General features: G+C 67.1%; 11 protein-coding genes and 1 pseudogene. 9 read left to right on the forward strand and 3 right to left on the reverse strand.

Annotation, left to right across the window (positions count from 1 at the left end; genetic code table 11):
• Nucleotides 1–1,383: PE family protein (locus A5634_RS04515; protein WP_065142887.1), on the reverse strand; the 1,383-nt coding region annotated here is incomplete at its 3' end.
• Between the two features lie 139 nt (nt 1,384–1,522).
• Here A5634_RS04515 and mqo point away from each other — a divergent pair.
• The 5 genes and pseudogenes from mqo to A5634_RS04540 all read left to right on the forward strand — a co-directional run bounded on the left by mqo (nt 1,523) and on the right by A5634_RS04540 (nt 9,059).
• Nucleotides 1,523–3,004 (forward strand): malate dehydrogenase (quinone), encoded by a 1,482-nt coding sequence (gene mqo / locus A5634_RS04520; RefSeq protein WP_065142888.1) that lies wholly within the window; start codon nt 1,523–1,525, stop codon nt 3,002–3,004.
• A complete protein-coding gene (locus A5634_RS04525; RefSeq protein ID WP_065142889.1) occupies nt 3,001–3,483 on the forward strand; it encodes a GNAT family N-acetyltransferase in 483 nt (160 codons plus the stop codon). The genes mqo and A5634_RS04525 overlap by 4 nt, the downstream gene beginning before the upstream one ends.
• A 171-nt stretch (nt 3,484–3,654) precedes the next feature.
• Nucleotides 3,655–4,871: pseudogene (gene cobA, locus A5634_RS04530) on the forward strand (uroporphyrinogen-III C-methyltransferase).
• Between the two features lie 22 nt (nt 4,872–4,893).
• A complete protein-coding gene (locus tag A5634_RS04535; RefSeq protein WP_065142891.1) occupies nt 4,894–6,486 on the forward strand; it encodes an MFS transporter in 1,593 nt (530 codons plus the stop codon).
• Between the two features lie 818 nt (nt 6,487–7,304).
• A complete protein-coding gene (locus tag A5634_RS04540; protein WP_065142892.1) occupies nt 7,305–9,059 on the forward strand; it encodes a proline--tRNA ligase in 1,755 nt (584 codons plus the stop codon).
• A gap of 135 nt (nt 9,060–9,194) precedes the next feature.
• On the opposite strand, the gene A5634_RS04545 is transcribed toward A5634_RS04540, so the two are convergent.
• Both A5634_RS04545 and A5634_RS04550 read right to left on the reverse strand, forming a co-directional pair.
• The gene (locus tag A5634_RS04545; RefSeq protein ID WP_065142893.1) at nt 9,195–9,632 is read right to left on the reverse strand and encodes a ferritin-like domain-containing protein; all 438 of its coding nucleotides are present in this window, start codon (nt 9,630–9,632) and stop codon (nt 9,195–9,197) included.
• On the reverse strand, nt 9,629–10,168 hold the full coding sequence (locus A5634_RS04550) for a hypothetical protein (protein WP_065142896.1): 540 nt from the start codon (nt 10,166–10,168) through the stop codon (nt 9,629–9,631). The genes A5634_RS04545 and A5634_RS04550 overlap by 4 nt, the downstream gene beginning before the upstream one ends.
• Before the next feature lie 185 nt (nt 10,169–10,353).
• On the opposite strand from A5634_RS04550, the gene rimP reads away from it, so the two are divergent.
• The 4 genes from rimP to A5634_RS04570 all read left to right on the forward strand — a co-directional run.
• The gene (gene rimP, locus A5634_RS04555; protein WP_065142894.1) at nt 10,354–10,896 is read left to right on the forward strand and encodes a ribosome maturation factor RimP; all 543 of its coding nucleotides are present in this window, start codon (nt 10,354–10,356) and stop codon (nt 10,894–10,896) included.
• Entirely contained in the window at nt 10,893–11,924 is a 1,032-nt protein-coding gene (gene nusA, locus A5634_RS04560; RefSeq protein WP_065142895.1) for a transcription termination factor NusA, read from the forward strand. Before rimP ends, nusA begins: the two co-directional genes overlap by 4 nt.
• Nucleotides 11,925–12,114: 190 nt before the next feature.
• The gene (locus tag A5634_RS29195) at nt 12,115–12,327 is read left to right on the forward strand and encodes a YlxR family protein (RefSeq protein ID WP_253861482.1); all 213 of its coding nucleotides are present in this window, start codon (nt 12,115–12,117) and stop codon (nt 12,325–12,327) included.
• A 107-nt stretch (nt 12,328–12,434) separates the two neighbouring features.
• The coding region (locus A5634_RS04570; RefSeq protein WP_172831619.1) for a translation initiation factor IF-2 N-terminal domain-containing protein at nt 12,435–13,233 on the forward strand (799 nt) is incomplete at its 3' end.

Consider the following 13,233-nt stretch of genomic DNA (forward strand, 5'->3'; position numbering starts at 1 on the left):
CGTGCCGCCCATACCGCCGGCACCGCCCGTACCGCCGGCACCGCCACCCCAACCGAACAGTGCCCGATCGGCACCACCAACACCACCGGCGCCGCCACTACCGCCGGCCAAGCCGAAGCCCACGCCCGAGCCACCAGTACCTCCGGCACCGCCGTCGCCACCGTGCCCGCCGTTACCCACCAACATCCCGCCGCGCCCGCCGGCGCCTCCGACGCCGCCGATTCCCCCCGCTTGACCGGCGACTGTGGTGCCGGCGCCGTTACCGCCATTGCCGCCGCTGCCCGACTGCGGAACGGCGGCGCTCGCGGCTCCACCGTTACCGCCGTTTCCGCCCGCACCGCCTTCGGCCAGGGCATTGCCGCCGTGGCCGCCGTTACCGGACCCACCTACGCCCGGGCCTTCCCAGCCGTCGACGGAGTCCGCGTAGCCGCCGGCACCGCCGTGACCGCCGCTGGCACCGTCGGCCCCGTTGCCGCCGTTTCCGGCGTACGCGGAGAAGCCGATGGCGTTGGTCGACGCGTTGCCGCCGTCTCCGCCGTTACCGCCGTTGACGGTGGTGGTGCCGGCGATACCAGCGCCGCCGTTGCTGGCCTGGGCTTCTCTGCCGATGGCTAGCAAGTCGTCGTGGCCTCTCGGGCCGTCCACGCCAGGGGCACCGACGGGGTTGGCGCCGTTGGCGCCGGCGGCACCTGTGCCGCCCTGACCCCCGCTTCCGCCGTTGCCGAAGAGGTAGGCGTTACCGCCTTGACCGCCGGCGCCTGGGTTGCCGCCGTTGATGCCGGCCATGCCCAGCCCGCCGGTGCCGCCGCGACCGCCATCGCCGTAAAGCCAGCCCCCGGTGCCGCCCATGCCGCCGGCCGCCCCCGCACCGCCGGCGCCGCCAAGGCCGCCGGTACCGATGAGCCCCGCCGCTCCGCCGTTGCCGCCGGCCTGGTTCACTGCGCCCGCCGCACCGGCGCCGCCGTTGCCGTACAGAATGCCGCCGGCGCCGCCGTTGCCGCCCGGAGTGCTTGCGTCGGCTCCGTTGCCGATCAGCGGTCGTCCCAGCGCGGCTTGGGTCGGTGCGTTGATCACGTTCTCCAAGATTTGCAACGGCGACGAGTTGAGGGCTTCGGCGCCCGCGTAGGACTGGGCGGCGAAGGTCAGGGTTGACACGAATTGTCGGTGAAACGCCTCGGCCTGGGCGCCGAGCGCTTGATAGTCGTAGGCGTGCGAGGCGAAGAAAGTCGCCACCGCCTCCGACACCTCATCGGCCGCTGCGGCCAGCACGCTGGTGGTGGGGAGTGCCGCCGCGGCGTTGGCCGCGCCGACCGCCGATCCGATCCCCGCCAATTCCGCCGCGACCGCTGCAATTTGCTGCGGCGCGCTGGTCACAAACGACATCCCGGACCTCCGAAGGCTGTGTACGGACGCGGTTCACCGCGTCTCACAACCGTTCCGGACCGTGCTTGGGCAATTGTCAAATATTCGTTGAACGCACTGGTGGCGGTTGCGATCCCAGTCGGCGATAGCCTTAGAAACCGTGGCAGAGCTAGCCAAAGTCGACGTCGTGTTGGTGGGCGCCGGAATCATGAGCGCCACCCTGGGTGCGTTGCTGCGGCGGCTGGAACCGCAGTGGTCGATGACCGTGATCGAACGGCTCGACGCGGTGGGCGCGGAAAGCAGCGGTCCGTGGAACAACGCCGGCACCGGTCACGCTGGTCTGTGCGAAATGAACTACACCCCAGCCAGATCCGACGGCTCAATCGACATCACCAAAGCGGTACTGGTCAACGAACAGTTCCAAATCACCCGCCAGTTCTGGGCATACGCTGTGGAAAACCGGGTCTTGACCGACGTTCGAAGCTTTCTCAACCCGGTCCCACATGTCAGTTTCGTACATGGTGCGGACGGGGTCGACTATCTACGTCGACGCGGTGAGGCGTTGGCGCACAACCCGTTGTTCGCCGCCACAGAGTTCGTGGACGAGCCCGACGAGTTCGCGCACCGACTGCCGTATATGGCGAACCAGCGCAACTTCTCCGAACCGGTCGCGCTCTACTGGGCCGCGGACGGCACCGACGTCGACTTCGGTGCTCTGTCAAGGCAACTCATCGGGTACTGCGTGCGTAGCGGCGCGACTGCGCTATTCGGGCACGAGGTGCGCAAGCTGACCCGACGGCCCGACGGCAGTTGGACGTTGACCGTCGCCAACCGCCGCACCGGTCAGAAGCGGTTGCTGAACGCCAAGTTCGTCTTCGTCGGTGCCGGCGGCGACGCACTGCGACTGCTGCAGAAGGCCGGTATCCCCGAGATCCGGGGTTTTGCCGGGTTTCCGATCGGCGGCCGTTTCTTGCGCACCGCCAATCCGAGGCTCACCGATCTGCACCGGGCCAAGGTGTACGGGGCGCCCTCGCCGGGGGCTCCGCCGCTGGGAGCGCTGCATCTGGATTTGCGGCTGGTCAACGGCAAGCCGTGGCTGGTGTTCGGGCCCTACGCCGGGTGGTCGCCGAAGTTCTTGAAACACGGACATTTCAGCGACCTGCCCCGGTCCATCCGGTTGAATAACCTGATGTCCCTGCTCGGTGTCGGCGTCGGTGAGATGACGCTGCTCAACTACCTGATCAGCCAACTGCGGCTCACCGAACCCGACCGGGTCGAGGCCCTGCGTGAATTCGCGCCCAGCGCAGTCGATTCGGACTGGGAGCTGACGGTGGCCGGTCAGCGGGTCCAGGTGATTCGCCGCCACCGGCAGCGGGGCGGGGTGTTGGAGTTCGGCACCACGATCGTGGGTGCCGCTGACGGCACTATCGCCGGTCTGCTCGGTGGATCACCGGGCGCATCGACCGCGGTGCCGGCGATGCTGGAGGTGCTGGATCGCTGTTTCGCCAACCGGTACCCATCTTGGTTGCCCACGCTCAAGGAGATCGTGCCCTCATTGGGAGCCGAATTGTCAAACGAGCCGGCGCTGTATGACGAGTTGAGATCGTGGACCAATCGGACATTGGAACTGGAGGCCGCATGAGCGAGGCGTTGCGCCGCTCCTGGTTCAAAGACCTTGATGCGCAAACCCTTTACGAGATCCTCAAGCTGCGGGTGGAAGTATTCGTGGTCGAGCAGGCCTGCCCCTACCCTGAGCTGGATGGGCGTGATCTGCTCGCCGAAACCCGGCAATTCTGGCTGGAATCGGCTGACGGAGAAGTGATTTGCACGCTGCGCCTGATGGAAGAGCACGCGGGCGGCGAGAAAGTCTTCCGGATCGGCCGAGTATGCACCAAGCGCAGCGCCCGCGGGCACGGCCACGCCACTCGACTGCTGCGCGCCGCGCTGGCCGAGGTCGGTGATTACCCCTGCCGAATCGACGCGCAGAAATACTTGGCAGAAATGTATGCCCAACACGGGTTTGTGCGGGATGGAGACGATTTCCTGGACGACGGCGTACCGCACGTGCCGATGCTCAGGCCTGGTTCGGGGCCCGGTTTGGGGTCGGCGGCCGCGCGATAAACGCCATCCGGTCAGCGCGACTCCAGATCGGTTGCCGGACAACGGATAACGCTCCGTAACGGGCCACCGTCCAAGCTTCCGAACCCGTCGTACCTGCACACGCATCCGGTGGTAGCGCCCGCTGCCGCCTGCAGTCGCGCCGCGAAGGCAATTGAACAGTAAGCTTGCCCGGTGACCGAGAGCCCCTACCTGGTGGGACTGCGACTGGCCGGCAGAAAAGTCGTCGTGGTCGGCGGGGGCAGCGTCGCGCAGCGCCGACTACCTCTACTCATTGCCAGCGGCGCCGACGTGCACGTCATCTCGCGCAGTGCCACTCGCTCCGTCGAGGCGATGGAGGGCATCACCCTGGCCGTGCGGGAATACCGGGATGGTGACCTCGACGGTGCCTGGTATGCGCTAGCGGCCACCGACGATCCGCAGGTGAACGCCGCCGTCGTCGCCGAAGCCGAGCGTCGGCGCATCTTCTGCGTGCGCGCCGACATCGCCGTCGAGGGGACGGCGGTCACTCCGGCTTCGTTCGGCTATGCGGGCCTGTCGGTGGGGGTCCTGGCCGGCGGCGAACACCGGCGCTCGGCGGCGATCCGTTCGGCCATCCGCGAGGCACTGCAAACGGGCGTCATCACTGCGGAGGGTTCGGAGAGTTCCGACGTGGTTCGTGGCGGCGTCGCGCTCGTCGGGGGCGGTCCGGGTGATCCGGAACTGATCACCGTCCGGGGTCGCCGGCTGCTGGCTCAAGCCGACGTGGTGGTTGCCGATCGGCTTGCGCCGCCCGAGTTGCTCGCCGAACTGCCGCCCCACGTTGAGGTCATCGACGCCGCCAAGATCCCGTATGGACGGGCCATGGCCCAGGACGCGATCAATGCCGTGATGGTGGAGCGGGCGCGGGAAGGCAAGTTCGTGGTCCGCCTCAAAGGGGGCGACCCGTTCGTGTTCGCCCGGGGTTATGAGGAAGTCCTGGCGTGCGCGGAAGCGGGTATTCCGGTGCTTGTTGTGCCGGGTGTGACAAGCGCCATAGCGGTGCCAGCTTTGGCGGGTGTTCCGGTCACTCATCGGGCCACAAATCACGAGTTTGTGGTGGTCAGCGGCCATCTGGCGCCCGACCATCCCGAATCGTTAGTGAATTGGGACGCTTTAGCTGCAATGACCGGCACGATCATTTTGCTGATGGCCGTCGAAAGGATCGAACTTTTCGTCGATGCTCTGCTGAAAGGCGGCCGACCTGCGGATACTCCGGTGATCGTCGTGCAGCACGGAACGACGGCCGCTCAGCAGACGTTGCGGGCGACCCTGAAAGACACGCCAGAGAAGGTCCGCGCGGAGGGGATTCGACCTCCCGCGATCGTCGTAATCGGGCCGGTGGCGGCCTTCGGGGTTTAAACAATTCTTAAGATTACTGTAAGGTAACCTGCTATGACGGCTCTCAACGACTCGGAGCGGGCAGTCCACACTTGGACTGATGGACGCTCAGAACGTTCGGCCCAGGAGCGTCCCACACGATCGGTGGAGACCCCTTTGCAGCGCTTGAGCAGGTATTACCCGACGTGGCTGCCTTCGCGTCGCTTCATCGCAGCGGTCATTGCGATCGGCGGTATGCAGCTGCTGGCCACCATGGACAGCACCGTGGCCATCGTGGCGCTTCCTAAGATTCAGGACGAGCTCAGCTTGTCCGACGCTGGGCGCAGCTGGGTGATCACCGCTTATGTGCTGACGTTCGGCGGGCTGATGCTGCTCGGCGGCCGGCTTGGCGACACCATCGGCCGAAAGCGCACCTTCATCGTCGGTGTCGCCCTGTTCACCATCTCTTCGGTGCTGTGTGCGGTGGCCTGGGACGAGGTCACGCTGGTCATCGCGCGGCTTTCGCAGGGTGTGGGGTCGGCTATCGCCTCGCCAACCGGGTTGGCATTGGTGGCGACCACGTTCCCGAAGGGGCCTGCCCGTAACGCCGCGACAGCGGTGTTTGCCGCGATGACGGCGATTGGGTCGGTGATGGGCCTGGTCGTTGGTGGCGCGCTGACCGAATGGTCGTGGCGCCTGGCCTTCCTGGTCAACGTGCCGATCGGTCTGGTGATGATCTACCTGGCGCGCACCGCGCTGCGGGAAACCAACCGCGAGCGGATGAAGCTGGACGCCACCGGCGCCATACTGGCCACTCTGGCCTGCACAGCTGCCGTGTTCGCTTTCTCGATCGGCCCGGAGAAGGGCTGGCTGTCGGTTACGACCATCGGCTCAGGCGTGGTGGCACTGGGGGCGGCTATCGCCTTCGCGATCGTCGAGCGCACCGCCGAGAATCCGGTCATTCCGTTCGAATTGTTCCGCGACCGCAACCGCTTGGTCACGTTCATCGCGATCTTTTTGGCCGGTGGCGTCATGTTCAGCCTGACCGTGTCCATCGGCCTGTACGTGCAGGACATTCTGGGCTACAGCGCACTGGGTGCGGGTATCGGCTTCATCCCGTTCGTCATCGCGATGGGGATCGGTTTGGGCATTTCGTCACAGCTGGTGTCCCGGTTCTCTCCGCGGGTGCTCACCATTGGCGGCGGGTGGCTGCTGCTGGGTGCGATGATCTACGGCTCGCTGTTCATGCACCGCGGGGCGCCCTACTTCCCCAACTTGGTGCTGCCGATCGTGGTCGGTGGGATCGGCATCGGAATGGTCGTAGTGCCCCTGACCTTGGCCGCTATCGCCGGTGTCGGGTTCGACCAGATCGGTCCGGTGTCGGCGATGACGCTGATGCTGCAGAGTCTGGGCGGACCGTTGGTGCTGGCCGTCATCCAGGCCGTGATCACTTCGCGCACGCTGTACAACGGCGGTATCACCGGTCCGGTGAAGTTCATGAACGAACTTCAGTTGCACGCGCTCGACAAGGGCTACACCTACGGCCTGCTATGGGTGGCCGGAGCGGCCGTCATCGTCGGAATTGCGGCGCTGTTCATCGGCTACACGCCCGAACAGGTCGCGCACGCGCAAGAGGTCAAGGAAGCGATGGACGCCGGGGAGCTATAGCTCTCCGCGGCGCCGAGTCACGAACGCCACATCAGTCACTGGCTCCAGGTGTGGTACCTGTTTGCCCGGCTCCGAGCGACACCGGAGTGCACGCGGCCAAAACCGGCCGAACGCACTCGATTCCTGCCGATGTCCCTTCCACGCTTTTGTCGCTCGAAGCCGGTCAATTGTCGATATATGCCGCGGGGCGGTCGTGTCGCGGAAGCGGTCGCCGCCTGGGTTGCGGCTTTTGGATGGGCTAAGTCTCAATAGTCACACCAGTTGCTGGTCTCCCGGTGGGTACATATTTGCCCGCCTTCGAGCGACACCGTGTGCACGCGGCCAAACAGGCCGAACGCACCTGATGCCTGCCGATGTCCCGCCCGCGTTGTTGTCGCTCGGAGTCGGGCAAATACCCATATATGCCTCTACCCGGGGCCAATGTGACTCGTGTGACTTGGAACGCCGAAGGTTGTCATCCCTCGTCGCCAACCGGCTAGGCCCCGATCGCTCACGGCACGTGCCAGCCCGCATCGTCACCCGGCTAGCCCTGATGGCCGGGTTCCTCTACGGGCCGTGCCAGCCCGCATCGTCACCCGGCTAGCCCTGATGGCCGGGTTCCTCTACGGGCCGTGCCAGCCCGCATCGTCACCCGGCTAGGCTTGATGGCCGGGTTCCTCTACGGGCCGTGCCAGCCCGCATCGTCACCCGGCTAGCCCTGATGGCCGGGTTCCTCTACGGGCCGTGCCAGCCCGCATCGTCACCCGGCTAGCCCTGATGGCCGGGTTCCTCTACGGGCCGTGCCAGCCCGCATCGTCACCCGGCTAGGCTTGCCGCCTGTGATTACCCGGATGTCCGAGCTGTTCCTGCGCACCCTGCGCGACGACCCCGCCGACGCCGAAGTGCCCAGCCACAAGCTGCTGATCCGCGCCGGATACGTCCGGCCGATCGCGCCCGGGCTGTACAGCTGGCTGCCGCTCGGCCTGAAGGTTCTGCGCAACATCGAACGCATCGTCCGCGAGGAGATGAACGCGATCGGAGGCCAGGAGATCCTTTTTCCGGCCTTGCTGCCCCGCGCGCCCTACGAGACGACGAACCGCTGGACCGAGTACGGAGACAGTGTCTTCCGGCTGAAAGACCGCCGCGACAACGACTACTTACTGGGCCCCACCCACGAAGAACTTTTCACCCTGACCGTCAAAGGCGAATACAGCTCATACAAGGACTTTCCGCTGACGCTGTACCAAATCCAGACGAAATACCGCGACGAGGCGCGCCCGCGCGCCGGCATCCTGCGTGGCCGCGAGTTCGTCATGAAGGATTCCTACTCCTTTGACATCGACGCAGCCGGACTCAAAGCCGCCTACCACGCACATCGCGAGGCCTACCAGCGCATATTCGACCGGCTGGAGGTGCGGTACGTCATCGTGTCGGCCGTCTCGGGCGCGATGGGCGGAAGCGCTTCCGAGGAATTTCTGGCCGAAAGCCCGATTGGCGAGGACACCTTCGTAAGGTGCGCAGAGTCCGGCTATGCGGCCAATGTGGAGGCCGTCGTCACCGCCCAGCCCGAGGCTCAGCCCACCGACGGCCTGCCCGAGGCGCAAGTCCACGACACCGGTGATACCCCCACCATTGCCACGCTGGTGGACTGGGCGAACCAGGCCGGTCTGGGTCGCACTATCAGCGCCGCAGACACGCTGAAGAACGTTCTGGTCAAAGTCCGCCAGCCCGGCGGCGAGTGGGAACTGCTGGCCATCGGGGTGCCCGGCGACCGCGAGGTCGACGACAAGAGGCTGGGCGCGGCACTGGAGCCGGCCGAATACGCCCTGCTCGGCGACGCCGACTTCGCCAAGTATCCATTTCTGGTCAAGGGTTATATCGGGCCGAAAGCGTTGCGAGACAACGGCGTTCGCTACCTCGTCGACCCTCGTGTGGTGGACGGCACCAGCTGGATCACCGGCGCCGACGCGCCCGGGCGCCACGTGGTCGGTCTGGTGGCCGGTCGTGACTTCACTGCCGACGGCACCATCGAGGCCGCGGAGGTGCGCGAAGGTGACCCCTCGCCCGACGGTGCCGGACCGCTGGTCATGGCGCGCGGCATCGAGATCGGGCACATCTTCCAACTCGGCCGCAAGTACACCGACGCGTTCACCGCCGATGTGCTGGGTGAGGACGGCAAGCCGGTGCGGCTGACCATGGGCTCATATGGCATCGGGGTATCGCGACTGGTCGCCGTCGTCGCCGAACAGCACCACGACAAACTGGGTCTGCGGTGGCCTTCGTCGATCGCGCCGTTCGACGTCCACCTGGTGATTGCGAACAAAGATCCCGAGGCTCGGTTAGGGGCCGCCAAGCTGGCCGCCGACCTGGAAAAGGTAGGGGTCGACGTGCTGCTGGACGACCGGCAGTCATCGCCTGGTGTGAAGTTCAAGGACGCCGAGCTGCTCGGGATGCCGTGGATCGTCGTGGTGGGCCGTGGCTGGGCCGACGGTCGCGTCGAACTCCGCAACCGCTTCAGCGGAGAGACCAGCGAGGTGGCGGTAGGAGAGTCACTGACCACGGAGATCGTCGCGGCGATCGCAAGCTCGGCGTAGCCGGGCGCGGCGGGTCGTCGCGGTGGGGTGGGCGGCGATCGCAAGCTCGGCGTAGCCGGGCGCGGCGGGTCGTCGCGGTGGGGTTCGCGGCGATCGCAAGCTCGGCGTAGCCGGGCGCGGCGGGTCAGGCGCAGCTCACTCATTCCCACCGGGGAACGACGTGGTGATCGGCCAGCCGCCCAGCACCTTGTTCCAGCGCGCGGCCATCACCGCGCTCTGGGTCAGCGCAGTCGACGCAAACGCGCGATCTTCGGCGGTTTCGGCATGCTCGACCACCGCCCGCCACGCCGTCGCTCCGTCGTTCTCCATCCGTGCCGCCAGCCGCGCGGCGTCTGCCGGGCTGCCCACCGGCGCCGGCAATTGATAGCCGGCAGCGGCCACGGGAGCGGTGGCCTTGCGCGCGGTCAGCATCGCGATCACGTCGTCGCGCCGCTGCCGGTGCTGATTGAGCGCCTCGACCACCAAATCGTTGACGCTGGGCGGCGACAGTGCCGAGACGATGCCGTAGCCGTAGATAGTCGCGTGCTCCACCACCAGCGCATCGCTGAGCGCCGTCACGTCAGACGAGGTCATATCGACGGCCCCCCGGGCACCAACGCCACCTCGCAGGACGCGGTGCACGAAGCGGCGATCGAAGAGAGCAGTCCCGCCCGGTAACCCGAGGACGTCGATACCAGGCGGTTAGCCTCCTCGGCCGACTTACGCAACGAGTCGATCACGTCGGAGACGGGCGGCGGTGGCGGTGGCGGGGCTTCCGGGTCGGTCGGGGTGGGCGTAGCGCTGGAACTGCTCGTCTCGCTGGTCGAGGAAACGAGCTTGCCCGCGGCTCGCGCGATCTCGGTGGACAGCGCTCGAGCGTGCGCCGCGCGCTGGGTGGCCACGACGGTCAGCGCGGCGGCAATCTGGGGCGGGCTGCCGATGGCCCCGGCCGCCGCTGCGGCCAGCGCACTATCGCGTCGGGCCTGATCCAGCGGGCCTAACAACTCTTCCACGGCGGGCGGCTTGGGCGGCGACTCACCGCACGCGGTGGCGACCACCCCAAGTGCAGCGAGAGCGGCGCCACCGGCGAGCACACCCCGCCTGCTGATGACGGGTACTGCTCTGGGCACGCCCCACATCCTGCCATTACGGCGCCGGGCAGCCACGCCAGCCACGATGACGTGCGACGGCGCCTTCGTTATCAGGCGCAGCGGAATCACTCAATCCTGGCGTATCGTTGATAGCTGGCTCTCCTGAGTTCGCTGTGAACGCCGGGAACCCGCCGATGACCAACAACTCAAGATGAGGACTCGCCGTGACCACCGGGCTACCGTCGCAGACGCAGGTGATCGAGCTACTCAGTGGCGAGTTCGCGCGCGCGGGCTTCGAGATCGAAGACGTGGTCATCAACAGCCGCACTCGTCCACCGCGCATCACTGTGATCGCCGATGGCGAGACTGCCCTGGATCTGGACACCATTGCCGCGCTATCGCGCTCGGCCTCGGATTTGCTGGACGGGCTGGACAACTCGCAATCCACTGCCGACGGTTATGTCCTCGAGGTCAGTTCTCCCGGTGTGGAGCGGCCGTTGACCAGCGAAAAGCACTTCCGGCGGGCGCGCGGACGCAAAGTGGAACTGGCGATGGCGGACGGCACCAAGTTGACCGGACGCGTCGGTGAAACCCGCAGCGAGGCGCTGGCCTTGGTGGTGCGCAACGGCCGGGACCTGACGGTGCGCGATATCCCGCTCGGGCAGATCGCCAAAGCTGTTGTGCAAGTTGAATTTTCGCCGCCGTCTGCAGCTGAGCTGGAATTGGCTGAGGCGAGTCGGGCTGCTGGGACGGAGGCCGGAGCATGAACATCGATATGGCCGCGCTCCATGCGATCGAGGTGGACCGGGGTATCTCGGTCAACGAACTGCTCGAGACCATAAAGTCCGCGCTGCTCACCGCCTACCGGCACACCCAGGGCCACCAGAACGACGCGCGCATCGAGATCGATCGCAAGAGCGGCGTCGTCCGCGTCATCGCGCGCGAAACCGACGACGACGGCAATCTCATCAGCGAGTGGGACGACACCCCGGAGGGTTTCGGCCGCATCGCCGCCACCACGGCACGCCAGGTGATGCTGCAGCGTTTCCGGGACGCCGAGAACGAGCGCACGTTCGGTGAGTTCTCCACCCGCGAGGGTGAGATCGTCGCCGGGGTCATCCAGCGTGACAGTCGGGCCAACGCCCGCGGCTTGGTCGTCGTTCGAATGGGCACCGAGGCCAAGGCCTCCGAAGGCGTGATCCCGGCAGCCGAGCAGGTCCCGGGCGAGAGCTACGAGCACGGCAACCGCCTGCGCTGCTATGTCGTCGGGGTAAGTCGCGGCTCCCGCGAGCCGTTGATCACCCTGTCGCGTACGCACCCCAACCTGGTCCGCAAGCTGTTCTCGCTGGAAGTCCCCGAGATCGCCGACGGTTCCGTGGAGATCGTGGCGGTGGCCCGGGAGGCCGGCCACCGATCCAAGATCGCCGTGACGTCGCGGGTGGCAGGCCTCAACGCCAAGGGCGCGTGCATCGGACCGATGGGGCAACGGGTGCGCAACGTCATGAGCGAGTTGTCCGGCGAGAAGATCGACATCATCGACTACGACGAAGACCCGGCCCGCTTCGTGGCCAATGCGTTGTCGCCCGCCAAGGTGGTTTCGGTGTCGGTGATCGACCAGACGGCCCGGGCCGCGCGGGTAGTGGTGCCCGACTTCCAGTTGTCGCTGGCCATCGGCAAGGAAGGGCAGAACGCAAGGCTTGCCGCCCGCCTCACCGGCTGGCGCATCGACATCCGCGGTGACGCGCCGGGCCAGTCCGAACAGGGCGCCAGCCACGGAATGGCACACGAGCGGTAGCCGCTGGCCCGTCACCCGCCGGGTGGTTCAGACCATGGGTCGGGTGACGCTAGACTGAGCCGTGATCCAGCGCGAGCCTTCGGCCTCCGAAACCAAGCTGGAGCACCAACGCCCGGACCACCCCAGCGGACCCGTGCGGACGTGTGTCGGATGCCGGAAGCGAGAGTTGGCCGTCGAACTGCTTCGAGTGGTGGCTAGGTCTACCGGGAACGGCAACTACGCCGTAATCGTTGACCCAGCCGGAAGCCTGCCGGGGCGAGGTGCATGGCTGCACCCCGCACCGCAGTGCGTACAACAAGCGATTCGGCGGCGAGCTTTCATCCGAGCGCTGCGCATCACCGGTTCACCGGAAACATCCGCGGTGGTCGAGCACGTGGGCATCGCCGCGCAACAGAACAGGTAGCAAAGAACATGAGCACACCGTGAAGTCCCGATGACTCCCACCTCTATGCGTTACAGCTAATACCCGAGGCGCGGCCCACAACTGTCGCCTCTTAGACAGGAGATGTAGTGGCAGGTAAGGCCCGCGTACACGAGTTAGCCAAGGAACTCGGTGTCACCAGCAAGGAAGTCCTCGCCCGACTGAATGAACAGGGCGAATTCGTAAAATCCGCATCGTCGACGGTGGAAGCCCCCGTGGCCCGACGGTTGCGCGAATCATTTGGCGGCGGCAAAGCGGCGCCTGCGAAGGTTGCGGCGAAGGATGGTTCAGCGGTAGGCGCGCCGGCAGGGGCTGCCAAACCCGCCGAGAAGGCGCCGGCAAGCGCCCAGGCCGCAGGTGCCGATCTCGACCGGGCGCTCGACAAGGCGATTGACAAGGCCAGTGATAATGGCGCGCCCGCGAAGCCGGCCGTCAAACCCGCGGCCCCCGGCCGTCCGGCCACGCCGGCGGCCCCGGCAGCGTCGGCGGCTCCGCCGTCAGCGCCGCCCGCGCCCGCCCCAGGCCAAGGCGCTCCGGCGCAGCCGGCCAGTCCTCAGGCACCGAACACCGGGGCGACCCCTGGACCGCGTCCCGGTCCGGCACCCAAGCCCGGTGTTCGTACGCCGCGCGTCGGCAACAACCCGTTCTCGTCGGCGCAGCCCGTCGACCGGCCCATCCCACGTCCCCACCCGCAGGCCCCACGCCCGGGAGCACCCCGGCCGGGCGCGCCGCGTCCGGGTGGCGCTTCCCCCGGCAGCATGCCGCCGCGTCCCGGTGGCGCTTCCGGCGGTGGACCCCGTCCACCGCGCACCGGCGCGCCCCGGCCCGGGGGCGCCCGACCCGGCGGTCCCGGTGGCGGTCGCGACGGCGGCGGTGGTGGTAACTACC

The organism is Mycobacterium asiaticum (genome assembly GCF_001673365.1).
GTDB classification, from domain to species: domain Bacteria; phylum Actinomycetota; class Actinomycetes; order Mycobacteriales; family Mycobacteriaceae; genus Mycobacterium; species Mycobacterium asiaticum_A.

Coding starts and splice junctions, on each gene's coding strand:
- A5634_RS04545 (WP_065142893.1), bottom strand. CDS start 9,632: ATGACCTCGTCTGACGTGACGGCGCTCAGCGATGCGCTGGTGGTGGAG.
- nusA (WP_065142895.1), top strand. CDS start 10,893: ATGAACATCGATATGGCCGCGCTCCATGCGATCGAGGTGGACCGGGGT.
- A5634_RS04525 (WP_065142889.1), top strand. CDS start 3,001: ATGAGCGAGGCGTTGCGCCGCTCCTGGTTCAAAGACCTTGATGCGCAA.
- A5634_RS04535 (WP_065142891.1), top strand. CDS start 4,894: ATGACGGCTCTCAACGACTCGGAGCGGGCAGTCCACACTTGGACTGAT.